The organism is Shewanella sp. MTB7 (assembly GCF_027571385.1).
Classification (GTDB): Bacteria; Pseudomonadota; Gammaproteobacteria; order Enterobacterales; family Shewanellaceae; genus Shewanella.
Genome location: NZ_CP085636.1, coordinates 6,119,466 through 6,145,215, shown reverse-complemented (window position 1 = coordinate 6,145,215; position 25,750 = coordinate 6,119,466). Strand labels below are relative to the sequence as shown.

21 protein-coding genes and 1 riboswitch are annotated in these 25,750 nt (G+C 43.2%); of the genes, 12 read left to right on the top strand and 9 right to left on the bottom strand.

Going from position 1 to position 25,750, the window contains the following annotated elements; all coding sequences use genetic code 11:
• Window positions 1-108: 108 nt before the first annotated feature.
• A complete protein-coding gene (gene ftnA / locus HWQ47_RS26890) occupies window positions 109-630 on the top strand; it encodes a non-heme ferritin (protein ID WP_269968990.1) in 522 nt (173 codons plus the stop codon).
• Window positions 631-685: 55 nt separating this feature from the next.
• Here ftnA and HWQ47_RS26885 read toward each other — a convergent pair whose 3' ends face one another.
• Both HWQ47_RS26885 and ribB read right to left on the bottom strand, forming a co-directional pair.
• A complete protein-coding gene (locus HWQ47_RS26885) occupies window positions 686-3,907 on the bottom strand; it encodes an EAL domain-containing protein (protein ID WP_269968989.1) in 3,222 nt (1,073 codons plus the stop codon).
• A 251-nt stretch (window positions 3,908-4,158) separates the two neighbouring features.
• On the bottom strand, window positions 4,159-4,812 hold the full coding sequence (ribB, locus tag HWQ47_RS26880; RefSeq protein WP_269968988.1) for a 3,4-dihydroxy-2-butanone-4-phosphate synthase: 654 nt from the start codon (window positions 4,810-4,812) through the stop codon (window positions 4,159-4,161).
• Between the two features lie 159 nt (window positions 4,813-4,971).
• Window positions 4,972-5,223: riboswitch (FMN riboswitch) on the bottom strand.
• A 179-nt stretch (window positions 5,224-5,402) separates the two neighbouring features.
• Between ribB and HWQ47_RS26875 the strand changes: the two genes are divergently transcribed.
• The 5 genes from HWQ47_RS26875 (at window position 5,403) to HWQ47_RS26855 (ending at window position 8,247) form a co-directional block, all read left to right on the top strand.
• On the top strand, window positions 5,403-7,532 hold the full coding sequence (locus tag HWQ47_RS26875) for a S9 family peptidase (protein WP_442802073.1): 2,130 nt from the start codon (window positions 5,403-5,405) through the stop codon (window positions 7,530-7,532).
• A 118-nt stretch (window positions 7,533-7,650) separates the two neighbouring features.
• Window positions 7,651-7,779, top strand: coding sequence for a hypothetical protein (locus HWQ47_RS26870; RefSeq protein ID WP_269968987.1), 129 nt, complete (start codon window positions 7,651-7,653; stop codon window positions 7,777-7,779).
• On the top strand, window positions 7,766-7,894 hold the full coding sequence (locus HWQ47_RS26865) for a hypothetical protein (protein ID WP_269968987.1): 129 nt from the start codon (window positions 7,766-7,768) through the stop codon (window positions 7,892-7,894). Before HWQ47_RS26870 ends, HWQ47_RS26865 begins: the two co-directional genes overlap by 14 nt.
• Window positions 7,881-8,009: a hypothetical protein gene (locus tag HWQ47_RS26860; RefSeq protein ID WP_269968987.1), complete on the top strand. Its 129-nt coding sequence runs from the start codon at window positions 7,881-7,883 to the stop codon at window positions 8,007-8,009. The genes HWQ47_RS26865 and HWQ47_RS26860 overlap by 14 nt, the downstream gene beginning before the upstream one ends.
• On the top strand, window positions 7,996-8,247 hold the full coding sequence (locus HWQ47_RS26855) for a GIY-YIG nuclease family protein (RefSeq protein ID WP_269968986.1): 252 nt from the start codon (window positions 7,996-7,998) through the stop codon (window positions 8,245-8,247). Before HWQ47_RS26860 ends, HWQ47_RS26855 begins: the two co-directional genes overlap by 14 nt.
• 62 nt (window positions 8,248-8,309) lie before the next feature.
• Here the strand turns inward: HWQ47_RS26855 and HWQ47_RS26850 are convergent, their stop codons facing one another.
• A complete protein-coding gene (locus tag HWQ47_RS26850; RefSeq protein ID WP_269968985.1) occupies window positions 8,310-9,065 on the bottom strand; it encodes a hypothetical protein in 756 nt (251 codons plus the stop codon).
• 268 nt (window positions 9,066-9,333) lie between these two features.
• Here HWQ47_RS26850 and HWQ47_RS26845 point away from each other — a divergent pair, with 268 nt between their 5' ends.
• Together HWQ47_RS26845 and HWQ47_RS26840 are read left to right on the top strand one after the other, a co-directional pair.
• Window positions 9,334-10,122, top strand: coding sequence for a class I SAM-dependent methyltransferase (locus tag HWQ47_RS26845; RefSeq protein WP_269968984.1), 789 nt, complete (start codon window positions 9,334-9,336; stop codon window positions 10,120-10,122).
• 140 nt (window positions 10,123-10,262) lie between these two features.
• A complete protein-coding gene (locus tag HWQ47_RS26840) occupies window positions 10,263-11,141 on the top strand; it encodes a transporter substrate-binding domain-containing protein (RefSeq protein ID WP_269968983.1) in 879 nt (292 codons plus the stop codon).
• A gap of 34 nt (window positions 11,142-11,175) precedes the next feature.
• On the opposite strand, the gene HWQ47_RS26835 is transcribed toward HWQ47_RS26840, so the two are convergent.
• The 5 genes from HWQ47_RS26835 to HWQ47_RS26815 form a co-directional block, all read right to left on the bottom strand.
• Window positions 11,176-13,068, bottom strand: a complete 1,893-nt coding sequence (locus HWQ47_RS26835) for a M14 family metallopeptidase (protein ID WP_442802072.1) — start codon at window positions 13,066-13,068, stop codon at window positions 11,176-11,178.
• Window positions 13,069-13,342: 274 nt separating this feature from the next.
• Window positions 13,343-14,542: a beta-galactosidase gene (locus HWQ47_RS26830; protein WP_269968981.1), complete on the bottom strand. Its 1,200-nt coding sequence runs from the start codon at window positions 14,540-14,542 to the stop codon at window positions 13,343-13,345.
• A gap of 375 nt (window positions 14,543-14,917) precedes the next feature.
• A complete protein-coding gene (locus HWQ47_RS26825; RefSeq protein WP_269968980.1) occupies window positions 14,918-16,732 on the bottom strand; it encodes a tectonin domain-containing protein in 1,815 nt (604 codons plus the stop codon).
• A 482-nt stretch (window positions 16,733-17,214) separates the two neighbouring features.
• Entirely contained in the window at window positions 17,215-18,369 is a 1,155-nt protein-coding gene (locus tag HWQ47_RS26820; protein ID WP_269968979.1) for a pyridoxal phosphate-dependent aminotransferase, read from the bottom strand.
• A 1,082-nt stretch (window positions 18,370-19,451) separates the two neighbouring features.
• A complete protein-coding gene (locus tag HWQ47_RS26815; protein WP_269968978.1) occupies window positions 19,452-20,129 on the bottom strand; it encodes a hypothetical protein in 678 nt (225 codons plus the stop codon).
• Between the two features lie 780 nt (window positions 20,130-20,909).
• Here HWQ47_RS26815 and HWQ47_RS26810 point away from each other — a divergent pair.
• From HWQ47_RS26810 to HWQ47_RS28180, 3 genes are read left to right on the top strand one after another with little or no spacing between them, the layout of a single operon-like run.
• Window positions 20,910-21,248, top strand: coding sequence for a hypothetical protein (locus HWQ47_RS26810; RefSeq protein WP_269968977.1), 339 nt, complete (start codon window positions 20,910-20,912; stop codon window positions 21,246-21,248).
• 23 nt (window positions 21,249-21,271) lie between these two features.
• Window positions 21,272-21,496, top strand: a complete 225-nt coding sequence (locus tag HWQ47_RS28185) for a DUF4937 domain-containing protein (RefSeq protein ID WP_442802068.1) — start codon at window positions 21,272-21,274, stop codon at window positions 21,494-21,496.
• The gene (locus tag HWQ47_RS28180) at window positions 21,439-21,630 is read left to right on the top strand and encodes an antibiotic biosynthesis monooxygenase family protein (RefSeq protein WP_442802071.1); all 192 of its coding nucleotides are present in this window, start codon (window positions 21,439-21,441) and stop codon (window positions 21,628-21,630) included. The genes HWQ47_RS28185 and HWQ47_RS28180 overlap by 58 nt, the downstream gene beginning before the upstream one ends.
• Window positions 21,631-22,322: 692 nt before the next feature.
• Here the strand turns inward: HWQ47_RS28180 and HWQ47_RS26805 are convergent.
• Window positions 22,323-23,864 (bottom strand): phosphoenolpyruvate carboxykinase, encoded by a 1,542-nt coding sequence (locus HWQ47_RS26805; protein ID WP_269968976.1) that lies wholly within the window; start codon window positions 23,862-23,864, stop codon window positions 22,323-22,325.
• 438 nt (window positions 23,865-24,302) lie between these two features.
• Here HWQ47_RS26805 and HWQ47_RS26800 point away from each other — a divergent pair, with 438 nt between their 5' ends.
• A complete protein-coding gene (locus tag HWQ47_RS26800) occupies window positions 24,303-25,697 on the top strand; it encodes a glutamate decarboxylase (RefSeq protein ID WP_269968975.1) in 1,395 nt (464 codons plus the stop codon).
• Window positions 25,698-25,750 lie beyond the last annotated feature (53 nt).

Below are 25,750 nucleotides of genomic sequence, written 5' to 3'. Positions count from 1 at the left end.
CTGCCTTCATAACAATGTAGATCTTATTTCCCAGATGACCTTAAATACCGGATTAATCGATCAGGTATAAGGTTTTAATTGTTTAAATATATGTAGATAGGATTAACTATGCTTGCACAAACTATGATTGATCAATTGAACGCTCAGATTAATGTTGAGTTTTTCTCTTCAAACCTCTACTTGCAGATGAGCGCATGGTGCGACGATAAAGGTTTCGAAGGTGCTGCTCAGTTTATGCGTGTCCACGCAGATGAAGAGATGCAGCATATGCATCGTCTATTCACTTATGTGAGTGAAACTGGAGGGATGCCACTGATAGGCGTGATCCAAGCTCCTCAAGCTGAGTTTTCATCTCTATTAGCATTGTTCGAATATACTTATGAGCATGAGCAGATGATCACAAGTAAGATAAATGCGTTGGCCCATGCAGCATTTACTAATCAAGATTATTCAACGTTTAACTTTTTGCAATGGTATGTCTCTGAACAGCACGAAGAGGAGAAGTTATTTAAGTCGGTTGTCGATAAGATTCGTTTGGTTGGTGAAGATGGTAAGGCGCTGTTCTTTGTCGATAAAGATTTGGCGCAGATGGCTATTAAAGAATCAGCTAGTGTTATGACAGGCGTTTAAGCTAAAGAATGACTGACTAAGAAGTGAACCATCGCTTCTTAGTCAGTATGATTGTTTAGACATTCAGATACTTTTCCTCATCTGTATTCTGTAGGGATTCAGACTGACACCTATTTTCAAGTAAAGTGGTCAACTTCTGACTCGGTAACGGGTGAGAAATAAGATAACCTTGACCAAAATCGCAACCCAAATCCTTTAAAAATTGCAACTGGGATTCTGTTTCTATTCCTTCAGCGACTAGCTTTAATTCTAAATTTTTCCCCATCATGATAATGGTTTTGATCAGGCTGGCATCTGACTGACACTCCAGCATATTATCGACAAAACTTTTGTCTATTTTAATGACAGAGATAGGAAAACTCTTGAGATAACTGAGGGAAGAGTAGCCAGTGCCAAAATCATCAATATAGATATCCATACCTTGGTCACGGATAGCTTCTAGCGCATGTAAACACTGCTCAGTATCATCCATAAGCATAGATTCAGTAATCTCTATATGTAGATATTTAGGAGGTATATTATATTTTTTCAACAACTTAGATATAAGTAGATTGAACGTTATCTGGTTATTGTTGATAAGCTGTCTACCTGAGACATTGACTGCCATATTGATCATATAGCCCATGCTATGCCATGAGTGTAGATCGATTAATGCCTGTTCAAGTACCCATTCACCAATAGGCTCTATGAGTCCAGTTTCTTCGGCTAAAGGGATGAACTGTTCAGGAGATATAAGGCCAAACTTAGGATCTTGCCAACGTATTAAGGCTTCGACACCTATGATGCTTCGATCATTTAGTCTTACAATAGGTTGATAATTAAGACGAAATTCATTTTGAATTACCGCACGTCTAAGACGCTGTTCCAGTTGGATCCGCACTAGCATATTAGCATTCATTTCCGGAGAGAAGTAACGGTAGTTACTGCGTCCATCTCCTTTCGCTTTATACATGGCGGTTTCGGCATTTCGGGTTAATAGTTCTGCATCATCTCCATTATCAGGGTAAAGACTGATACCTATACTCGTTGAGATCATCAGTTCGTTATTACTCAGTTCGAAGGGAGAAGAGATATGTTCGAGTACCGATTTTGTGAATTGTTTCAGTTGTGCTTTTGTCTCTAGCTGGGTCTTAATGATAACAAATTCATCTCCGTTTAAACGGGCAATGAAGTCGTGTTGATCCAGTAAGCATTCTAATCTCGCTGCGACGAGGCAAAGCAGTTCATTGCCGATAGTATGGCCATAAATATCATTGATATGTTTGAACTTATCCAGATCGATAAACAAAACTGCGAGTTGTGAACCTCTCTGTTTATTTAGCTGCATCTCCTGTTGCAATGTCACTGTATAAAGATGACGGTTAGGCAAGTTTGTCAGCGCATCATAGTTGGTCTTGTACCAGATATCTTGCTCATACTTTTTACGATTGCTAATGTCGAGAAATAAGCCGATATGTTGGATTATTTCACCATCTTCATCACGTACAACTGTGATAGCTAAGTACTCGGGGTAAACCTGCCCATTTTTACGTTTATTCCAAATTTCCCCCTCCCATTTATCATTTTTCTCCAATGAGGACCACATGGATTGATAAAAACTCTCAGGCTGAATCGCTGATTTTAATATCGATGGCTTTTTCCCTTTAACCTCCGCGAAGCTGTAACCTGTGATTTGAGTAAAAGCGGGGTTGGTTAATTCGATACGATTATCTTTATCTGTGACCATGATTCCTTCGGCTGAATAATCGAATACCGCTGCGGCTAAGTTCAACTGGCTATTAGCTTTGACCCGCTCTATTAACATCTGATTGAGTGCTTGAGACATTTGGGCTATTTCATCATTGCCCTCTACGGTAACCGTTAAATTAAGGTGTGGATCTTGGGCCATTTTCTGCATATCTCTAGCGATAGCAGAGACACTACCGACCAGATTTCTGACCATGATACGGCCTAGAATAAATAACAGTAAAATATTGATGAAGGTGCCCGTAATTCCTATGGTTAGATAGATCAGGGCTCTCTTTTTCTGTTGTTCACCCAACTTGGTTATATCAGAGGATATGACAGAGCTTATTTGATGTAGTTTTTCGATTCGCTTACTGGCCGTTTTCCACCACTCTTCACTGTTTACTGCAGGGGCTTGGGATTGGAGTAAGGTGAGTGATGCCAGCATAGGCTCATCATTGATACGGACTTGAGAATCTAGAGCTTGGAACGCAACTCCCTGGTGTTTGAGCTGGATTAGCTGAGTTAGAATTTCACGGTATTGGTCAAGGGTATCTGAAATTTGATCAATCGCTGATATTTGTTCGGCGCTGAGTGAATGTTGCTTCAATTGGGCTAATTTAGTCTCAACCTGCTGAATATCATGATTAAAAAACTCGAAGTGTTCAGGTTGTCCTCTTAGAAGATAATTTTTAAAATGATGAATCAAGCCACCATAGCCCAATAAGGCGGTCAGCTCCTGTGTATGTCCTATAAGTTTAATTTGTGATTTTATCTGCTCTCGCATCAACAGATAAGCTCGGTTGGTGTCGCTGGACAATAGTTCCTTTACATACTGTTTGTAAACCATTTCAGCTGTTGATAGGGTTTGATTTACCGCACTGTCCAAATGATCTTCTATCGTATGAATGGCGATAAAGGCATCGGGGGTTATCAGTTTTGCTGAGAGTAAACGATTTACTAGTCCTCTTTCTTGACCTGCTAACTCCTGTATATCAAGTAAACGGATAAGGGTATGGTAAGAGTTCGCTTGAGATTCATCTTGGATCTGAATTTGGGTAATAAGAATGAGAAAATGGTTAATCATTTCGGTGAATAATTGAAAAGTATCTCCACCGTTGGATCTAATTTCTTGGCGTATTTGCAGTAGTTCTTGGTTGAGATGCCTAATTCGTTCAACAGTTTTAGTCAGTAGCCGTATCTGTTCAGTATCAATGTCAATTTCAAACAGTGTATCTAAGGTCATTTTGCTCTGGAGCAGAGAGAGCCGACGGTCTGTATGTTGCTCTTGGTCGTGTAGCTGCTGACGGTACCTACTTCCTTCACTACTGATAAATCCAGCAGTGAGTCCTCGCTCTTTTTGTAGCTCGTAGACCAGATTCTGTATATCTTGGGTAAATTCAATAACAAGCGTATTATTTTGTGCTGCCTGATAGCTGTGCCATAGGCTTGACATTATGATTGATCCAAACAGAGCAAGTAACAGCATGGGAATGGCTGCAAATAAGATTAACTTATTTTTAAAACTCAATCGGCTTATCACTAATGGCATTCAACTTGATCCCTGCGTGTTATGTTTTATCGATATTTTACCGAAGTCTAATCAACTATTTTTTGTTGAATATATTTTTATAAAAGATGACTTTTGGTAGGCAACGTGAGAGGAACAATCTTATAACCATATTATCTATATGGCTATAAAATATAAACAAAAGACAATTATAGGCATTCGACTTCTAGTAAAAATGGTTAATTATTGGAGTTGTTATCCATATAAATAACCATTTTTGAGGTAGGAATAGATTAACTCGCTTTTACCATTGTGGCTTTGCGGTATTTAACGATATCTTCTATGGTGAGCACAGGTAGATTGTGCTGTTTACTAAATTCGATGATTTCAGGCAGTCGAGCCATCGTGCCATCGGGATTGGTGACTTCACACAATACTCCTGCAGGCTTTAATCCGGCGAGTAACATAAGATCAACCGTTCCTTCAGTATGTCCTCGCCGTGTAAATACTCCCCCAGGTTGAGCACGAAGTGGATAGACGTGGCCAGGCTTTGCTAAATCATCAGTGCTGGCATTATCGGCGATAGCGGCTTTAATTGTGGTTACTCGGTCGGCAGCGGAGACGCCGGTTGTGACGCCTACTTTAGCTTCTATGCTGATCGTAAATGCAGTGCCGTATTGGCTGGAGTTGTCTTCGACCATAGGGGGTAATTCTAACTGCTTGATACGTTCGTCAGTTAAGCAGAGGCAGACTATGCCACTACACTCACGAATAAGCAGAGCCATCTGTTCATTGGTTAGTGATTCAGCTGAGTAGATAAGATCACCTTCATTCTCTCTGTCTTCGTCATCGACTACGAGTACACCTCGGCCTTGTCTAAGAGAAGTGAGGGCGGCATTGACACGTTCAAGTGCGGTACCGAAAGGGGTAAGTAGTGACTGATTCATGGTTAAAATCCTTAATAAACTGCATTGGTTTTTCCAGAATCAGGGCGTGCAGAAAATGACGACACATAGCTAGCGCTTAAATAAGCGGTTTATGTGCGCGTACGATAAGAAGCAAATAGGCTTAACCTCACTAAGTGATAGTGATAATAACTATTTGTCTTATATTCTCTTTCATCCGGACTTAGTACAACATTGTCAGTGAGTGATATCAGCTGATTTATGCGGTTCATTACCGTCGGCTCTGGAATGTACTACATGGGGATACGTAGAAGTCACCAGATCTGCTTGACCCCAAACCACATAACATTTTTTAATGTCGGAGTGAGTATGGGCGCTCGCGGGCTTAAGATTTAGACAAGACTAAACGCTATCACCGCCGGTGGGGAGTTTCACCCCGCCCTGAGAATTTACTCATCTATCCGCCATGTTGGGTGGATAGTGAGCGCAGATATGGTGCGTTAATTTAAGGGGAATAACAAGTGATGAAAGCTTTGCTTTACCTATTGGGTTTTCGACTTTAGACTCGAACTAATTAACGAATGAAGTTCATCATTTACCAAGGACGAGTAATGAAGTTCACTGCATACGCTATGCTAACTTGCTTATCGGTATTTTTGCTATTAACCCTATCTGTTGGATGTACCTCTATGAAAACTGTGACCTCAGTTCAGCCGCCTGTTGCTGAAAAAATTCCCCATGAGATGAACCAGCATGGTGTTCAACGTAATGATGATTACTACTGGATGCGAGATGATGATCGTAAAGATCCTAAAATTATCGCTCATTTAGAAGCAGAAAATAGCTACAAGAAAGCACAATTTTCTCCCTATGAATCTTTGCAACAGACGTTATTTGATGAGCTGGTAGGTCGTCTAGATAAAGATGAGTCCAGCGTGCCTTATCTATGGCACTCACACTGGTATTCCCGTCGTTATCAGCAGGGCTTTGAGTATCCTATTATTGCCAGAAGTAAGGTGTTAGGAGAGGAAGAGACAATACTATTGGATGTTAACGTTCGCGCAGAGGGGCAAGATTTTTATGGCCTCGGTGGCGTTACCGTCAGCCCGGACGAATCTATGTTGGCTTTTGGTGAAGATCTGTTGAGCCGTCGTATGTACAAAATCTACTTCAAATCTATCGAGAGTGGTGAGTTTCTTAAGGATATTCTAGAGGGCACCGACGGTCGTCTAGTCTGGGCTAATGACAACCAACATGTTTTCTATATCAAGAAAGATCCGCAAACCTTGTTGGGCAATCAAGTATTCCGCCACCAATTAGGGACAGAGCAAGCCCAAGATGTTTTGGTCTATGAAGAGTTAGATGACACTTACTATATCGCACTAGGCCAGAGCTTAGATGAAACACGCATAGTGCTTCATCACGAAAGTACCATCACCAGCGAAGTCTCTGTGCTTGATGCAGATAAACCACTAGGTCATTTTGTGCCGCTATTAGCCCGTGAAGAGGGCCATGAGTATTCTGTCGCTAAGCTAGGTAACGAGTATTATATCGTGACCAATTGGTTGGCCGAAAACTTCAGATTGATGAAGGTCAGCGAAAGTGAATTTGCAGATAAGAGTCAATGGCAGCAAGTGATCGCGGCCGATGATGATGTGCGCATTGAAGATATCTTACTCTTGCAAGACTTCCTTATCGTGCAGACGCGAGTCAATGGTCTGAGCCACATTGAAGTTCGCCCGTTTGGAGAACAGAGCACTTATCACTTAGCTTTTAATGATCCAGCTTATGTCGTTGGCTTGGATGTGAACGCCAGCCAGCTTAGTGACAAGCTGCGAGTCTATTATTCTAGCCCCACAACGCCTGAGTCAATTTACGAATACGATTTAAGGAGTCCATCGGTTCGAGTACTGCTTAAGCAAGAAAAGGTACTAGGGCAGTTCGATAGCGAGCTTTATCAAGCTGAACGACTGTTTATTCATGCCAGAGATGGTGCAAAAGTGCCGGTGACCTTGGTATATCGCAAAGACAAATTCCATAAAGATGGAACCAATCCGCTCTACCAATATGGCTATGGTGCTTACGGACACACTATTGAGCCTGATTTTGATAGTTCAGCGTTAAGTCTACTCGACCGAGGCGTGGTATATGCCATCGCACATGTGCGAGGCGGGGAGATGTTAGGGCGTCCTTGGTATGACAATGGACGTATGCTGAATAAGCAAAATAGCTTTAATGATTTTGTTGATGTCACTAAGGCATTAACCGAGCAAGGTTACGCAGATAATAAACGGGTCGTCGCTGCTGGTGGCAGTGCGGGTGGTCTGTTGATGGGCTCAGTGATAAATCAGGCTCCAGAGCTGTATTTTGCTATCGCCGCTCATGTGCCGTTTGTGGATATTGTGACGACGATGCTGGACGAGTCGATCCCCTTAACAACCAATGAGTATGATGAGTGGGGTAATCCGAATGAGAAAACCTATTTCGATTATATGCTCAGTTACTCACCTTATGATCAAATCACCCGTCAGGATTACCCTCATTTACTGGTGACTACTGGTTTGCATGATTCGCAAGTGCAATATTTTGAGCCAGCGAAGTGGGTGGCCAAGTTACGTGATTATAAAACTGATAATAACCAGTTGCTGTTCCATATCGACATGGAAGCAGGGCATGGCGGTAAAAGTGGCCGTTATCGTCGCTACCAAGATACAGCTCAGGAGTATGCTTTCTTTCTTGGTCTTTTAGGCTTAGGTAAGTAAATATTGGGTGATGCAAAGTGGTACTTGTGTATGATTGAATGCGCCAATGGTCATCTTTTTACTGAAGTGACTGTCGACATTGTTCGTCGTTTTGGGAAGCATGACAGTGGTGGATCTCATGAGCGATGCTAAATGGTTTCTGTACATGATTGAGTGTGCCAATGGTCATCTTTTTACTGAAGTGACTGTCGACATTGTTCGTCGTTTTGGGAAGCATGACAGTGGTGGATCTCATGAGCGATGCTAAATGGTTTCTGTACATGATCGAGTGTGCCAATGGTCATCTTTTTACTGAAGTGACTGTCGACATTGTTCGTCGTTTTGGGAAGCATGACAGTGGTGGATCTCATGAGCGATGCTAAATGGTTTCTGTACATGATCGAGTGTGCCAATGGTCATCTTTTTACTGAAGTGACTGTCGACATTGTTCGTCGTTTTGGGAAGCATGACAGTGGTGGATCTCATGAGCGATGCTAAATGGTTTCTGTACATGATTGAGTGTGCTAATGGTCATCTTTACACCGGGGTGACGATCGATATAGAGCGTCGTTTTAGAGAACATGAAAGTGGCGGCCCTAAGGCCGCTAAATTTCTTCGTGGTAAGGGGCCGTTTAAGCTGGTTTATCAAGAGGAGGTTGGTGATCGCTCAGGGGCTTTAAAGCGTGAGCTCGAGATTAAGTCTTGGAGTAGAAAAAAGAAATTAGCTTTACTCTAATAGGGTGGGCAGCAACTTGAACAACCTTTAAGTCGCTGCGCCGGGAAGTTTGTATCGATGGGCTACTGCATATTAACTTTGCCATCGATGTTATTGAAGCTGAGGCTCCCTGAGCCCGCTGCAATTATCCTTAATCCTTTAGTGTCAGTGACGTCAATACTGCCTGAACCGTCATCTATGGTGACCATCCCCTGTATCTTCTCAATATCTAGGCTACCGGATCCATCATTGACAGTGACATCACCGTTAACTCGAGTTATCTCAATTGAACCAGAACCATCATCTAACATAATATTACCATTGACGTTTGAGAGTGTGATTGAGCCGGAACCATCCTCAATATCTAGATTTCGACCTCCTTCAATTTCCAGACTTCCTGAACCATCTTTAAGGACTATATCTGCGCTGGTTCCCTCAATTGTGATACTGCCTGAACCATCGTTGATATCCATTTTCATATCTGCAGGTACTTTGACTATCAGGTCAATGTAGGGTGAGTTCCCTGAGAAGCTATAGCTGTCAAAATCGGTAACTAGGCGCGCCGAATTGCCGCTCTTTTCAAGGGTAAGGATTGGGTCGATGCCTTCGTAGGTGTAAATGTCGGCTTCAAGTGTAATATGGGTCAGGCCAACAACGCCCTTTATCTCTAAGGCTCCCGCCCCTGTTTCTGCAATGAGGATATTAAGGCCGCTTGCGTTTAATTGCAATGATTGATGAGAGTGCTCGGAAGGAGCTCTTCCAGCTCCGTTAACGTTAATAATACAGCCAGTTAAAAATAGAGCTGTGAGGCTAGCAAGGGCAATGGGTCGTGACATCATCTTCTTAAGTCCTTTTTAACATATCCGGTAATCTATTGCGGTTTTTTGTTTATCCGTAATTTCAACTACACAGATTTAGTTTTCGAGTGAGTTCTCTCTGTTGTGTTTGAATAAGCAGAGTTTGTGCCAGTTTTGTATCTTCATGTTTTATAGATGTTATTTTATTTGTGAGGGGGAAGGTGATAACTTGTATGCCCAATAGATGGGGGATAGGACAATTTGTTGGTGATTTTCCCACACGAGAAGCAAAACATTAAGAGGTGAGATAATGGACTACTTAGCAATCAATAAAAGCGCATGGGATAAGCGTACCCAAGTTCATGTAGGTTCCAAATTTTATGATGTCGATGGGTTCCTTGCCGGAAATAGTGCATTAATGGAGATTGAGCTCGATGAGTTGGATGTAAAAGGCAAAAGCTTGCTCCATCTGCAATGTCATTTTGGGTTAGATACCTTGTCTTGGGCGCGGGAAGGTGCAAATGTTACCGGTATCGATCTCTCATCCGTTGCCATCGAGCAGGCACAAGAGTTAACCCAGCGTAGCGGGCTTGAGGCAGAGTTTATCTGTAGTGATGTCTATGGGGTGGCTGAAAAGCTGAATCGTCAGTTTGATATTGTGTTTACTTCATATGGCGCTATTTGTTGGCTACCAGATCTGACTCTCTGGGCACAAGTTATCAAGGACAGTTTAAAGCCGGGCGGTGAGTTTTATATGGTGGAGTTTCACCCATTAGAAGCCCTATTCGATGGCTATAGTTACTTTGCTCAGGACGAGCCTGATATCGATGAAGAGGGTACCTATACAGAGAACTGCACGGGAGATAAAGATACCTTAGTGACTTGGCCGCATCCTATCTCAGAGGTACTTAATGCGCTTATTGGTGCAGGGCTTGATATCAGACGGTATAACGAGTTTGACTTTAGCCCCTATGATGCCTTTGCCAATCTGGAGAAAGAGGTGGTGATAGATCCACAGGATAAGCCTCGTTCACGCTATGTGTTGCAGCACAATGAGCAGCGAGTGCCGTTAGTCTATTCAATATTGGCCATAAAGTAATATTTATCTTAAAAGTGCAATCTAAGCTAAAAGTTGTAAATTCAAGTTGAATGAATTCGGTTTTGCGCTGATTCTATGGTTATTGTGTTGGTGTGTGCTATAAGCTAGTGACATCACTCTTCCTGAAGATATGTCTCTTTATGCGCTTTTTCTTGGTTTTAGTCGTCATGCTCTATTGCAATCTAGCATCGGCGGGGATGGCGACTCGTGTATTGATACAATCTCCTCAATCTGAAGATGATGCCAGTCATCAGTACTATGTCGATCTTATCACCCAAGTGCTAAAGAATACTCAGGCTGAATATGGAGCGGCGGAAATAGTTGAGACGGGATTTTCCTATACTCAGAACCGAGCGCTTAAGGCGCTTGAAATGGGGCACATCTCAGTATTCTGGACGGGGACAAATAGAAAAAGAGAAAACCATTATCGTGTTATTCATATCCCCTTAATGGCTGGGCTATTGGGAATTCGGGTGCCAGTTATTCGAGGATCACAATTACAAGAGTTTCTAAAAATAGAGAGTCCCGAACAGCTCAAATTACTGACCGCATGTCAGGGAACTCACTGGCCAGATAGTGATATTCTTGAAGGGAATGGATATCGGGTAGAGAGGGTGACCAAGTTCGAGTCTATGTATTCTATGTTAAGGCAGGGACGATGTGATTACTTTCCCCGTGGAATAGGAGAGGTTTTCGCTGAACTTAACCATGGGAGTAACCAAGATATGATGGCTCTCGATAATCTATTATTCATCTACCCTATGCCTATGTATATCTTTGTTAACAAGAGCGATAAGCAACTTACTGAGCGGTTGGAACAAGGACTCAGTGCCATGGCTGAAAAGGGAGAGATATTTAAGTTTATTTGCGAACACGCCTCGACTCGTGATGTATTTCCCCTAAATAAATATGTAGATGCACAGTTTTTAAAACTCTCTAACCATCTACTGCCTGATACGACTCAGTTAGATAATCCCAAGTTGTGGATAGAGATAAAGTCAGAAGATATCTGCTTCTGACTCCACCTAACTAAGTTTTATTGCCCGTTATGGCTTAGTTCTGTCTTAGCACCGGATACTTCATGTATTGGTTATCGTAATATGGGCTGCGCTCATAAAACCAACGTAATCTGGCTTTGGGATTCGTGGCGAATAGCGGATCTTCAAGTGCCAGATCAAACTCGGTCTGTAGGGCTGGGTTATCCTTAAGCATCTGTGCTGCCAAAGGTTCTACTGCATAGTTTTCGATATACTCAGTTCGGGTGAAAATTGGGTTAAATAGTCCCCATTGAAACAGTGAGTCAGGTGATTGTGGCTCCAGTAGTAAGATAGCCAGATCCCCTAATGGCTGTTTAGTATCAAGTTTGACGGTACCCGTTGGCAGAGTGGTCTTTATCGGCTGTTTAGTGACTTGAGCATCGACACGCTGACGGCCTTCGTAATCTTTAGCGCCAAACTCTGCTTGAGTAAATTGGTACTGCTCTAAAGTGAGTTCAACGGGTTGTTCAAGACGAGTTAGACGAATGCCATGGATCTCTAATCGTTCTAACACTTGCGTCCATTGAGAGGGGATGTAATAGGCACTAGGTCTTTTTACACGGATATCAGCGACTGTGTTACCTATAACAGGGAGATTAGGGTACAGCTTAGGTTCGCCAGTCCAACGTACTATCTCATTGCCACTTATTTTGCTTGTTTCTAATTGATAATCTATTCCCTTAAAGTCCCACCCTTTGGCTTGTTGATGCTCTTTCCAAGTTAAGGTCACCATAGGAGAGTAACTGAACTTGTCCTTGCGTATGGCGGATTTAAGTTTAGTGGCTTGTTCCCCCACGGTTTTAAGTGTCGACTCCAACATCACATAGGTACCCAATACCCTCTGCTTAAAGGGTTTTAAGCTGTGGTTTTCGATAAGGACAGTGGGCAGGTGACGTGCATCACCATAACCGTTTGAGAAACGTGGACCGGCATTCCAAAGTGACATGCCCTGCGTGATATCCGTGTTATCTATGGCAAATACTAAAGGGCCGGGGATATGACCTTGAGATGTGAGTGCCGACTCGATTGCCGGGCGGTAGCTCTTCTCGAGCCAAGCATAACTGGCCGGACTCAATCCCTGAGGCAAGTTATAACCAAAGGTGACATCATATTGATAATCGATGCCATCGGTGACATGCACATCGACATACAGGTCTGGTTGCCAAGCGTTAATGGCGGTCAACATGTGCTGCATCTCTAAGGTATCAGCTTTAGCGTAATCTCGGTTTAAGTTGAGATTGTTGGCCGTAGTGCGCCAGCCCATGTTTAACGGACCTCGTTGATTAACACGATTATATTGTGTCGATCGTTCATGGCCATCGACACTGAAGATAGGTACAAATAACAGGTTTACCTTGTCCAGTAGTGCGCCTTTATCGCCAATAACCATATCTCGCAGTAACATCATACCTGCGTCTTTACCGTCAATTTCACCGGAATGGATCCCCGCCTGCACCAGTACACTGGGTTTATCATTTTCAGCTAAAGCTTCCGGCGTTCCAGCCCCCTCTTTTGAGGCGATGATCATCCAGATATCTCGCCCTTGAGGACTTTTCCCTAAACTGACTTTTTTCAGCTTATCACTTTGAGCGATGAGTTTATCGAGCCAGATAAAGGTTTCGTCATAACTTGGGCTTGTCTTAAGGCCGTTCTTTTCAAATGGGGTAGCCCATTCGTTATCTGCGTTGAGGAGCAGTGTTTCACTTTTGCCATGCCATTCGATAGCTGGTGGCAATATGGCATCGTTGATGTAAGTGCTCGCAATTTGTGGAATAGCTATTTTAGGTGTGTCATCTGTCGCTGTTGTGGCATCACTTGTGTTGGCAAACGTGCTAGTGGAGCTACTTGCAGTTATCGCGGTTATTGAAAGTAGAGTGATAATTGATCGGGGAGTTAAACGCATATTCATGGCCTTTTTAGGTCTTATTATTGTCATAGAGATTGTTATAGATATTGCTATGAAATTAGGCTGATATATTTCATTAAAATGCTCGTTAACACAAGGGAGAGGCCACTTTTATATTGGTAGTGGTTTTACGTTCTACGTTCTAGAGTCTTGTGTGGATAGGGCATTTTCTTGAGTTTCAGGAGGGAGAAATGACCAGCTTATTAAAGCTGGTCTTAAAAGCGTTCACTATTAGACAGATGTTGATTTTATACTGTTTGCAGGCTGTAACCCGTTTTTATGGCCGTGCTTTATCTTTACTGCTGGCTTCTGTAGCTTCTTCCTCAGTTTTTACTGGGCGGTAGTTGTTCCTTAATCTAACTTGGTAATTGTGGAACTCTTTCTGGCGTTGGTCGGTGATGGCTGTAGTACAACCGCTTTTATTAAAATAGTCGCTGCAATCCCAGTACATAGGGAGCTCTACCCCAATAGCGCCCCAGTTAGCTGCATTGTTCATGGCTCCCTTGAGCTCTTCGATACCAAAGAGTTTTTTGCGGTCACTCTTAAATACATTGGTTTGGAAATAGACAGGATGCCCTTCTTGAGCAACTTCAAATAGTAACTGATTGATAGAGCCGTCATTATTAACTTCATCGTGACGCAAACTGTTGTTACCTAGCACACAGCGTTTACCTAACTTGGTACTTGAACGACATTCATTGAAAAGCTGTTTAGTCTTGTTGTAGTCACTGGTTTTGCCACCGTTTTTGTAGTTGTAAACTTGATATAGATGACTACCAAACAGGCTCGGTGTGCTCTGCCAATGGTCTGCATGGATCTGTATTTGGCGCTGTAGACACGCATAGTCCTTTTCATTGGTGTAGCGCTTATCCCCCAATCCCCGCATGGTAGACATATTGGCGGGTCGTACTTCCTTTCGGCCAGTACGATTCCACATAATTTCACTGTGAACCGTCATACACATGGAGGCTGCCACACCACCGATTGAGTCATTGTTATCGTATCGACTGGCTGCTGCTTGCATCAGATCTTCGTAATGATCTTGGTAAGGTGAGTTCCAAAACAGCGGTAGTTGGTGAGTTTGTTTGCGACTAGTGTTCTTAAAATACCAAGTAATCTTACCAACATTTGCGTCGTTCTTTACCCAGTCAGGTGATGAAATTCCCGTTCGGATACGGATCATCACTTTGTAACCATCTTTGTTGGACACGCCTATACTAGCGTTGTGGTTTTGGGCTGCCGTGATGGCATTATCAATCACGCTCCAGTTAAATTGACCCTTAACCGGTTCAATATCTTTCCAATAAACTTGGCAGTAACCAGCGGCCATATTGCCTCTTGGTGTTTCACACTTAGTGCCATCATAATGTCCCCGCATGATAAACCCGGCTGGGTAGGGCTTGATTGCAGCCTGAGCTGAAACACCCAAACCTGCTAGTAGCAGTAGTGAAAGCAGCGCTTTAGTGTTTAAATTCATCTTAGCTCCCTTGAGTTTTGGTTATTTACTGTTCATCCTCGGACACACCCATATTGTTAGCGGCAACGAACTTAACTGCCTATTTCTAATTCCGATGATTATTTATTCACTCATATGTACTATAAATACTATAAATTGAGAAGTTGCTTTACATAAATAGACACTTCTTTGATGTTACTGGCATTTGGGCCTAGGGATGAGGTTTGAGGTTCATAATGCTAATTGGTATAAGAAAGTGATCTATTCAGAGTAGTTTTTGGCAAACTAATTCAAGGATAATAGGTGATCTCTTTTGAAGTTATTCAAAGTAGGATTATAAGAATGGCCAGCTTAAGGAAAGCTGGCCTTGGCTTGTGAAATTAACTTAAGCAGATGTTACCTAGCAGCCACTGACTTCATACTGCCCACAGACTGCCAGCTGTTGCCGTCACGGCGATAGACTGTGTTGTTAATGTTCACACCCCAGACATTGCCGTTTGTACCAGCAGAGATCTGCTTTAGAGTACCACCGATATTGGTCCAGTTTGAGCCATTCCAGCGGTAGATGTAATTATTGGGGTTGATCCCCCAAACTTCGCTGCCACCATCATTTACTGACACCTGTTTTAGGCCGCCAGAAATTTTCGACCAGTTCCCAGATGCACTGCGCTTGAAAATACGGTTATTTGAGGTGGTAGCCCACAACACACCGTCATCTGTAGTATCCACAGTAACCAGCTTTTCACCACTGTTAAGAGGTGGGGGGCCAAGAGCTGACCAGCTGTTGTTGGTACGATTTCTTTGATAGAGACCTCCGTTACTGTTTACTCCAACAACGCGGCCTTTCCCTGCAACCTGAATATAGCTCAGTCCGCCGTTGATTTGTTGCCAAGGGCTATGTTGACTAGGACGGAACCAAATGGTTTGCCCAGAAAGTCCCCACACTTCACCATCGCTGGTGGAGGAGAGTTGATCCAAAGCGCCGGAGTTATACATCCAACTGTTGTGTGAAATATCGTGGCGAGTACGAACATAGCGATTGGTATCAGTGCCATCTGCTGGGCGGAAGTTGTTCTTCAATCTGGCTTGATAATTGTGGAACTCATTCTGACGTTGATTGATGGTTTCTACGGTGCAGCCACTTTTGTTGAAATGATCGCTGCAATCCCAGTACATGGGCATCTCTACTGCAATAGCGCCCCAGTTAGCTGCATTGTTCATGGCACCTTCTAGTTCGTTGATGCCAAAGAAGTCCTTGCTGTTGCTATCACCATTAAATACATTGGTTTGGAAATAGACCGGATCACCAGCCTGGGCAACCTCAAACAGCAATTGGTTGACAGAACCATCGTTGTTGACTTCATCATGACGAAGGCTGTTATTGCCCAGCACGCAACGTTTACCTAATTTTGTGTTTGAACGGCACTCATTAAATAGCTGTTTGGTCTTGTTGTAGTTGGCTGTTTTTCCGCCTGTGTTGTAGTCGTAAACCTGATATAGGTGGCTGCCAAACAGAGTTGGCGTATTTTGCCAGTTATCAGCGTGGATCTGTATTTGACGCTGTAGGCAGGCGTAATCTCGATTATTGGTGTAGCGTTTTTGTTGCCCTAAACCCCGCATGGCGGTCATATTAGTGGAACGCACCTCCTTACGGCCAGTACGGTTCCACATGATTTCGCTATGTACTGTCATACACATGGAGGCTGCCACGCCGCCTAAAGAGTCATTGTCATCGTATCGACTGGCTGCTTCAGTCATCAGATTTTCATAGTGATCTTGGTATGCATCATTCCAGAATAATGGCAGTTGGTGAGTTTGATTAGCGGTAGTGTTTTTAAAGTACCAAGTGATTTTGCCTACGTCGGGATCGTTTTTTACCCAATCTGGTGCATAGACTCCAGTACGGATACGGATCATCACCTTGTAGCCGTCTTTGTTGGAGACACCATTGTTAGTGTTATGAGTTTGGGCTGCTGTGATGGCGTTATCAATCACGCTCCAGTTAAATTGTCCCTTTGTTGGCTCAATATCTTTCCAGTAAACTTGGCAGTAACCTGCAGCCATATTGCCTCGAGGCAGTTCACATTTTGTGCCATCATATTTTCCGCGCATAATTAACCCTGCCGGATAGGGTTTTATCGCCGCTTGGACTGACGCAGTTAAACCTGCCAACAGTAGCAATGAAAGCAGTGCTTTGGTGTTGAGATTCATATTGTATCTCCTTGAGTGTTGTCCTTCGGACAAGCTTATTTTTTAGTGACAACGGACTCAACTGCGAACTTATAACTCCGATGACTATTTATCTATAATATAAATAGTATAAAAATGAAAGAGAATTTACGTAAGTGACTATTTACCCTTTAGGTGAGTAGTTTAAAGAGTTTTCTACTTTGATGACTAATATCTCATTTTGGTTGTGTGTGTTTTGTGAGTATTGTATTTATTGAAATGGCAAAGAACACAAAGAGGTAGGTAAGGACTATTGACTTGAATCACGGTCTTGGAATTAAGTGTTATGTTTTGGACATTTATCTAACGAGGTCTTACTAACAAAAAGACTCTATCTTCGATTTATGCTTGTTGAGTCAGTCTAAATTGTTTGTAAACGAGACAATATTAAATTAAGAGCCAGATAATGATTTGGCTGGCTCGTGACGTGAATTCTCGTTCAATCAGTTCCAGATTTAGCCGGGTTAGATCCAGCCGAGCTGGCGAAACTTAGCCAACGTTTTACAGAAATATTGCATCTGCGCCGGGGTGCCGATGGATAAACGGTTCCAGCCTTCGCCATGGTTGAAGGGGCGGCCCACTAAAATGCCTGCCTGCTCCATGCGCTCCATATATAGCTGACTGTCTCCCTTCACTTTATGGAAGATAAAGTTGGTTTCGCTGGCTAGGTACTCAAGCCCCAGCTCGTTTAACTGCTGGTAGACCTGCTCTTTGGCTTGCTGGTTCGATTTAAGACTCAACTCGAGCCAATCTGGACTTGCTAGGGAAGCTGTGGCTGCAACACAGCCAAGCAGGTTGGCGTTATCGATACTTGCCTGTGCCTGCATGGCTTTAATTAGAGTGGGGTGTGCTACCCCATAGCCTACACGCAAACCTGCTAGGGCATAGACCTTTGAAAAGGTGCGACACACGACAATATTGGATTGCCCTTGCTGCACTCGCACAACAGCAGAGACAAATTCTGGCTGGTTAACATATTCAACATAGGCTTCATCAATGATAAAGCTCAGCTTAGATGAAGCTTTATTTAGCCATTGATCCAAAGGGCTTTGAGGTAACAGTATCCCGGTAGGGTTATTGGGATTACACAGATACACAATCGATGGACCTTTATGGGCTTCAACTTTGGCTTGCATTTTAGCTAAGTCCGTCTGCCATTGGCCATCGAGTTTGACCTTGACCACTGGGATCCCACGGGCCATAGCATAATCTATGATCACCCCGTAGCTTGGATCCGGCATAACCAACTGACAATTAGTTTGTGCTAACGCATCGAGTGCCATCTTCAATACTTCAGATGAGCCATTACCGTAAATAAGTTGCGACTCTTTTAGAGTTAACGATTGGCTTAACGCAGCCATTAAGTCGCTACGGGCTTTATCAGGATAACGCCAGACTTGAGGCAAGGATTGAGTGATAGCCTGCTGAGCTTTCGGCGCTAATCCTAGCGGGTTTTCATTGAAGTTAAGCGGAATCGCTTGTCCTTCGACTAAGCCATGGCTGCTAGTGTTAGTACTAGTACTGCTAGCAAGTATGCTGGTGGCAGTGCCTGAACTGCTACAGCCAAGGGTTAACAGGCTAGCACTTAAGCTACCACATAGAAATTTACGACGATTCATCTGCATTTTTATTTACTATAACCGAATATCAATTCAATTATAGTGGTGTGTATTATCCATTTGAACCAGTCTAAATTTGATTTTTTGAGTTGTCTGTCACAAAAATCATCTCTTTCAATATGCTATTGATGCTTTTATCTTGGAAGAAGGGCGGGCTTCGCCCTGCTAGGACGGCACTGCGTGCCTACGAGATCGTTCGCAAGCTCACTGCTAGGGCGCTTCGCTGCGAGTGAAAAGCAAATGATATTCTCACCACGGAGTGCTTTGCTTCACGGAGGTAAAGATGGAGGTAAATCTACTCTGAAGAGCGTTATATTTTTGCTTCATCGTTATCTATCGCTTCGGTTTGGCTTGTGATGATCTACTTTCTTTGCACTTCTCCGTGGTCTCTGTGTCCTCCGTGGTAAAAAGTTATTTATCTTGGAGGTTGAAGCTAAGAAGGGCGGGCTTCGCCCTGCTAGGACGGCACTGCGTGCCTACGAGGTCGTTCGCAAGCTCACTGCTAGGGCGCTTCGCTGCGAGTAATAAAGTCAAAGAGCATTCTCACCACGGAGTGCTGCGCTTCACGGAGATCACGGAGAAGAGCTGGAGTTTGTTCTTTTGGTTTTCTCCGTGGCACTCTGTGTTCCAACAACGTCTCTGTTTAACGGCCAGTTCGGAAAATATGTCCATATACAAGTGCCGGTTCGACAATCCATGTCTCTCGTTCGTAAAATATGACTGTCGCATACTCACCCTAGCTCTCGCTTATTAGCACATGGCTTCGCCGTGGTGAATAGCCTCTGTTTGGTTGTTCAATTAAAGACAAAAGCAATGATATTGAGGAGGTAAAGATCAAACGATATCAAGTAATTATCTTACTTAAGCTCAAAAAAACGATTACCATAGAAAAGCAAACTCCTATAGCATATCAAGAGTGCCAACAGCGCAGAATAAGTAAATAACTTGGATATGGCAGCGGCTAAGTTCCACAAACGATTTATGCCTTGTGGGCAGCGCAACGCATAAATACTAAGACGTTATGCTTCGGTGTTACCCACAATTAGAGCTCATTTATATTGCTAAGGCTTTAAGCTAATAATTTAATAACGATCAGCATTAACTAAGTGTGTTCCACTATCACCACTAATGTTAAGTATTTCATATACAATTCGGTAATAGTTTGGATAAATTCCCTTAGCAGTAAAGTCATTAGCATGAAGATTATTACTACGTAGAGCATCAAATTCTCCCCATGCATTTTTGTTACTTATAAACTCATTAACTTGCCAGTGCTCTTTAAAGTTACAACGTTTGAAAATTGCAATGTAGCGTGTAAGTTGCACTATTTCTTTCGGGGTTAAGTCCCATAAGTGTAAAGTTGCTCCAACCTGATAACTACCTACGACTGTTTTATATAACTCTGTAGTTATTTCTTTTCTAAAATCGTAGTGAGCTTCTTTTGTTATTTCAGATTCAACATTTTCGCTTAGCTTGGCTATTTTATTTAGTAAATTTTTATTGAGTTTATTTACTCTTTTCACCTCTAATTTCGCTGTTTTTGATTTTTGTTGGACAGTTTGAAGTAATTTATCACCTTCCTTAACCCTTTGGGTTTTAGATAGGTTCTGTATGTTTGTTGCAAGAATATCTCGAAGGAGTTGTCCTTCATTAAGGCGGTTAATAATATTAGAAACTTCAGATAGGCTATGGCACTCATGAATACGAATTTCACCTGCTTTGACGATGTATTCTGAACCTTTCTTTGTATATTTAAACATTACTCATACTCTTTTTTTCACGTTAAGAACGACCATGCCGATATTTGCAAATATACATACTGTCGTTGGGGTTATCTATCAACATGTGGTCAGTGTAAACTTTGTTCTTTGCTCTTGATCTCGATCTCATTACAGCCTCTAAACACTAAACAAAGGGTCGTAGTCAATTAGCTAAAATCGAAGAGTTAAACACTCAGGTGTGAACGCGGCTGTGACCTTCCGTGACAAGGATGTCACGGTAGAGCCCACAGGGATTGTGCTTGCGGCGTGTTACAGAAGTGTTTGCACATTCAGCGAGCCGCAGGCTATAGATAACAGTTAAGTTATGGCTTGCAACACACTAACCAAACATCCACTCAGCCCAATGAGCCCAATCAAAAAGATACTTAGAATTTGTTATCCGACAAGAATGATTAGGTGCTGCCTAAAAGGCTTTTGACCACGGAGGACACGGAGATCCACGGAGAAAGGCAACAACTAAAAGCTTTTGCAAACCTCTAACTAAAACGTTCCCGTTTAACAGATTGTTCGGCTCCCACTTTCTCGCTCATAAGCTTAAGGAGTTAAGCTTAATGACTCTAAATCTACACCAAACTCATCATCGAAAATAGCTTCGATCGAAGCATCAAAAACTCTGGTCAGCTTAAAGGCCAGCGGCAAACTTGTGTCCAGTCTCGCTCGGCGCGGAGTACTTACTCCTGTTTACGCTGTTACTTCTGGGTCTTAGCTGATATAAGTCATAGGGTGAATATTGGCTTGATTAAGTCATGGGGGAGAAACATGCAGCAAAATCATGATGAGAACTTTAACAAGCTGACACGTATCGCTAAGTTTCTGGTGCCTGTGTTTATTGTGATCATAATAAGTGTTTTAGCTTGGTTCGAGTTTAGCAATGAGATGCTTAACATTAACGTAGTGAATAAGCATGTTGAATGGAGTGGAGGGTGTTCTCAAGGGCGTTGCTCTGGTAGTCCCACTTACTATATTGCGACGGATGCAGAGAGCTTTATCACGACTCAAAGCATCTATGACAGAATTGAAGCTGGACAGAGCTATGATGCTGAAACCGAGGGATTTACAGGGATGGCCGTTCACCGAAGAATCGATTATCTGTTTTAAAGCTAACTCTACGAGAGAGATAAATGATCACTAAATATATCCGCTGTGAAGTACCCATAGTCAACAAAGCTGCTTTTTCCAAAGGCCAGAGTCTCTGGCAAGATACGGCATACAGCGAGGGCTTTCGCTCGCAACTTGGTGGCTGGGAACTCTCTAAGGGGATGTCGTCCCCGATAAAACTGATGCATTTATTCAGGAGCAGAAAACGCTCTGGAATCCCTGCATACAACAAGCCAAGGGCATGTTAGGCGGTGAATTGTGCCAATTCAGCGATGACGAAAACCATTATCTGGTCATCAGTTATTGGCAAAGCGAGTCACATCATAATAATACCAATCAGTATAAGAAGTTGATCTACTCAGAGCGTTTTTTGGCAAACTAATTCAAGGCGAATGGATGACATAATGGTTAACCCCTTATGAGTCCATTCAACGCAGAAGTAGGCAGCCAAAACACTCCTTACAGGCGAGTTTTAGCGGTTCTGATACTGTGTTAACGAGCTTAACCGTAGAATCACTATGCTCTTCACTCGTTGCCTTGCCTCAGGACCGCTAAACTCTCGCTGAGCGATCAAATCTTTATACTGATTGGTATAACTACACCACTCAATACTTCCCAGCCCTAAAACAACAAGCCGCCACCGATATCATACAAGCCATCTCAGGCCACAAGATCCAAATAGAACCAAGCTGGCAAATAACCCCTTTAGAGCAGGTAATGGTCAGATAGATAAATAGTTCTAATCTTCTAATTTATACATGTTCAATCGAAGAAAGCATGCCGCTTTTAAAATCCAGTGTAGGTGCAGTTAAGGGCGTTGAAAACAGGATGTTTTCGTCGAGCGGCCAAGGATGGCTTCACAGCGTCCCTTAGAGGTACCTGCACATACCCCGCTGGGAAGCGATAAATAACATGAAGTGACGAGTTACAAAACCTTAACCAAGTACCATTAATTCTCAATATTGCATATGAATAAAGTCAAACAACAGACATAAAAAATCCCAGCACAACCTAAGTTAAACTGGGATTAATAAAAAGCTATCAGCCTAAAACTAAGCCAATAAAAAGACCTTATTAAGCATTAGGTCCGGCATGCTTGATCGAATCTGGTACTTGGTATTTGTCGAAGTTAGCCGTAAAGCTCTCTGCTAACTGCTGTGCATATTCGGCATACTGCGCCTTGTCTGCCCAAGTGTTCACAGGGTTAAGCAGCTGAGTGTCGACGCCTGGCACTGCAACAGGAATATGCAGATTAAGCTTATCAAGGTGCTGAGTTTCAACCCCTTTGAGTTCACCGCTGACGATGGCATCGACGATAGCGCGAGTCGTCGGGATATCGAAACGCTTACCGACACCGTGTGGACCGCCAGTCCAACCTGTGTTAACGAGGTAAACTTGGCTGTCGAATGATTCGATACGCTTCATCAGTAGCTCGGCATAAACACCAGCTGGGCGAGGGAAGAAAGGTGCGCCGAAACAGGTTGAGAACGTTGACTGAATCGCAGAGCTAGATCCCATTTCAGTTGAACCGACTTTTGCCGTGTAACCTGAGAGGAAGTGGTATGCAGCTTGCTCTTTAGTCAGGATAGAGACTGGTGGTAATACACCAGAAACATCACAGGTTAAGAAGACAACCGCATGCGGCTCAGCGCCACGGTTTTCCTCGATACGTAACTCGATATGTTCAAGTGGATACGCAGCTCGGCTGTTTTCGGTCAATGTGGAGTTGGTGTAATCAGGGATGCGATTTTCATCCATTACCACGTTTTCAAGTACAGTACCGAAACGGATTGCGTTCCAGATCACTGGCTCATTTTTTTGGCTAAGGTTGATACATTTAGCGTAGCAGCCACCTTCGATATTGAAGACACCGCCTGGCGCCCAACCGTGTTCATCGTCACCGATTAAGAAACGCTTAGGATCGGCTGAAAGGGTGGTTTTACCTGTACCAGATAGACCGAAAAATAATGTTGTGTCACCATCTTTTCCTACGTTTGCCGAGCAATGCATTGGTAGCACGCCTTTGGCTGGGAGTAGGAAGTTTTGCACTGAAAACATGGACTTTTTCATTTCACCAGCATATTTCAGACCGGCAAGCAGTACTTTTCGTTCGGCAAAATTAAGGATCACAGCGGCATCGGAATGGGTGCCATCGCGCTCGGGAACACATTCAAATCCCGGTGCGTTGATGATCTGCCAAACAGGCTTGTTGGCTGCGTTAAACTCTTCAGGAACGATAAACAAGTTACGAGCAAACAGTTGATGCCATGCTGTTTCTGTTGTGACTTGAATGGGTTGGTAATGGTCTTTATCAGCGCCAACTTCAAGTTCAGAAACAAACAACTCTTTGTCACCTAAATAAGCTTCTACTCGGTTCCATAGGGCGGTAAAAGCTTCTTGGTCGAAAGGTTTGTTGACAGCCCCCCATTCTATATCAGCTTCAGAGCTAGGTTCTTTAACGATAAATCGATCGTTAGGTGAGCGACCGGTGCGTTCACCAGTTTTAGCGACAAGTGCGCCATTTGCTGTTAATTCACCTTCTCCGCGTAATAGTGCGAGTTCGATGAGCTGTGCTGCCGAGGAGTTGTGGTGAGTACGAGGTGTTCCATCCGCCATTGGTAAGGTCTCCATTATTGAGGTCGGAATTGGGCGCCAGTCTTTGCCAGCTTGTTATATTAATTTTAATCAATGTGCGTCTTTTCGCGCTATGGGCTGATTGTAACGTAAGCGCAAATGAATGTGTGAGGAAGTTTGTGAAATAGGTAAAAAAGATTAGCGGTTACAGTTAACCAATGTGATGACATAAGTCTAAAGGATGAAATCTTGTGTTTTTTAGTGGTAGTCACTGCATATAACATGCCTGAAATAGTTATAGACACTTGTTTAAGCTGGTTATTTATAATTAATCTAACTTTACAATTCACTGTGTTGACGCAACTAACTAGCAGGCATACTATCGCTTTAGCACGTAAGGTAGTTTTTTGCACTGCCTTTGTGACATCTTCAACGTTAGTTCAAAACTAATATTTTTGTTATTTAAACGGAGTTAACCTTATGCCTCTTCATTCAAAGGATTCGGTTAGAGACGACCTTCTCGATGACATCTACTCGTCAGCTGATCTGGCCCTATCTATGCCAAAGTACAAAATGCCTGAGCAAGAACATGCTCCACGCCATGCTTATCAGGTTGTCCATGACGAACTCATGATGGACGGCAATTCACGACAGAATCTGGCTACATTTTGTCAGACCTGGGTAGAAGATGAAGTACACCAATTGATGGATGAGTGTATTGATAAGAACATGATCGATAAGGATGAATATCCTCAGACGGCGGAGATAGAGGCTCGCTGTGTACATATGCTGGCTGATTTGTGGAATTCACCTGATGCTGAGAATACCTTAGGTTGTTCTACAACGGGTTCGAGTGAAGCCGCTATGTTAGGTGGTATGGCACTTAAATGGGCCTGGCGCAAGAAGATGAAGGCATTAGGCAAGCCCACTGATAAACCCAATATGATCTGTGGTCCCGTGCAAGTGTGCTGGCATAAATTTGCTCGCTATTGGGATATCGAGCTACGTGAGATCCCATTGGAAGGTGATCGCTTTATCATGAACGCCGAAGAGGTGATTAAGCGTTGTGATGAGAATACCATTGGTGTTGTTCCTACACTGGGCGTCACGTTTACCTGTCAATATGAACCTGTTCAAGCCGTGCATGATGCATTGGATCAATTGCAGAAGGATACTGGATTAGATATTCCTATGCATGTTGATGCTGCCAGCGGTGGTTTCTTAGCGCCATTTTGTGAGCCTGACCTAATATGGGATTTTCGCTTACCACGGGTTAAATCAATCAATGCTTCCGGGCATAAGTTTGGCCTAAGTCCATTAGGCGTTGGTTGGGTTGTGTGGCGTGATGCTTCGGCACTCGATGAAAATCTTATTTTCAATGTGAATTATTTGGGCGGTAATATGCCGACTTTCGCATTGAACTTTTCCCGTCCTGGCGGACAGATCGTGGCACAGTATTACAACTTCCTGCGCTTAGGCAAAGAGGGGTATCGCAAGATCCATCAAGCATGTTATGACACCGCGGTATATCTATCTTCTGAGATAGAAAAAATGGGTATGTTCGAAATTATCTATGATGGACGTGGTGGTATTCCTGCAATGAGTTGGTCTTTGAAAGAGGGCGTTGATCCGGGGTTCAATTTGTATGATCTCTCCGATCGAATTCGCTCTCGTGGGTGGCAAATCGCAGCTTATGCCATGCCACCTAAGAGAGAAGATCTAGTGATTATGCGTATTCTGGTACGTCATGGTTTTAGCCGTGATCAAGCGGATCTATTGGTTGGCGATCTGAAGCATTGTGTGGAGTTTTTTGCGAAACATCCTATTTCACACAATAGTGATAAAGAGGAATCTTCAGGTTTTAACCACGGTTGATACCCCGTGAGACCCTGTCTGTTTCAATGATTTAGCGCCACTTAACCGAGTGG

Bases quoted from the DNA above. Each gene is read 5' to 3' on its own strand.
- ftnA (WP_269968990.1), top strand. From the start codon at position 109: ATGCTTGCACAAACTATGATTGATCAATTGAACGCTCAGATTAATGTT.
- HWQ47_RS26885 (WP_269968989.1), bottom strand. From the start codon at position 3,907: ATGCCATTAGTGATAAGCCGATTGAGTTTTAAAAATAAGTTAATCTTA.
- ribB (WP_269968988.1), bottom strand. From the start codon at position 4,812: ATGAATCAGTCACTACTTACCCCTTTCGGTACCGCACTTGAACGTGTC.
- HWQ47_RS26875 (WP_442802073.1), top strand. From the start codon at position 5,403: ATGCTAACTTGCTTATCGGTATTTTTGCTATTAACCCTATCTGTTGGA.
- HWQ47_RS26870 (WP_269968987.1), top strand. From the start codon at position 7,651: ATGAGCGATGCTAAATGGTTTCTGTACATGATTGAGTGTGCCAATGGT.
- HWQ47_RS26865 (WP_269968987.1), top strand. From the start codon at position 7,766: ATGAGCGATGCTAAATGGTTTCTGTACATGATCGAGTGTGCCAATGGT.
- HWQ47_RS26860 (WP_269968987.1), top strand. From the start codon at position 7,881: ATGAGCGATGCTAAATGGTTTCTGTACATGATCGAGTGTGCCAATGGT.
- HWQ47_RS26855 (WP_269968986.1), top strand. From the start codon at position 7,996: ATGAGCGATGCTAAATGGTTTCTGTACATGATTGAGTGTGCTAATGGT.
- HWQ47_RS26850 (WP_269968985.1), bottom strand. From the start codon at position 9,065: ATGATGTCACGACCCATTGCCCTTGCTAGCCTCACAGCTCTATTTTTA.
- HWQ47_RS26845 (WP_269968984.1), top strand. From the start codon at position 9,334: ATGGACTACTTAGCAATCAATAAAAGCGCATGGGATAAGCGTACCCAA.
- HWQ47_RS26840 (WP_269968983.1), top strand. From the start codon at position 10,263: ATGCGCTTTTTCTTGGTTTTAGTCGTCATGCTCTATTGCAATCTAGCA.
- HWQ47_RS26835 (WP_442802072.1), bottom strand. From the start codon at position 13,068: ATGAATATGCGTTTAACTCCCCGATCAATTATCACTCTACTTTCAATA.
- HWQ47_RS26830 (WP_269968981.1), bottom strand. From the start codon at position 14,542: ATGAATTTAAACACTAAAGCGCTGCTTTCACTACTGCTACTAGCAGGT.
- HWQ47_RS26825 (WP_269968980.1), bottom strand. From the start codon at position 16,732: ATGAATCTCAACACCAAAGCACTGCTTTCATTGCTACTGTTGGCAGGT.
- HWQ47_RS26820 (WP_269968979.1), bottom strand. From the start codon at position 18,369: ATGAATCGTCGTAAATTTCTATGTGGTAGCTTAAGTGCTAGCCTGTTA.
- HWQ47_RS26815 (WP_269968978.1), bottom strand. From the start codon at position 20,129: ATGTTTAAATATACAAAGAAAGGTTCAGAATACATCGTCAAAGCAGGT.
- HWQ47_RS26810 (WP_269968977.1), top strand. From the start codon at position 20,910: ATGCAGCAAAATCATGATGAGAACTTTAACAAGCTGACACGTATCGCT.
- HWQ47_RS28185 (WP_442802068.1), top strand. From the start codon at position 21,272: ATGATCACTAAATATATCCGCTGTGAAGTACCCATAGTCAACAAAGCT.
- HWQ47_RS26805 (WP_269968976.1), bottom strand. From the start codon at position 23,864: ATGGCGGATGGAACACCTCGTACTCACCACAACTCCTCGGCAGCACAG.
- HWQ47_RS26800 (WP_269968975.1), top strand. From the start codon at position 24,303: ATGCCTCTTCATTCAAAGGATTCGGTTAGAGACGACCTTCTCGATGAC.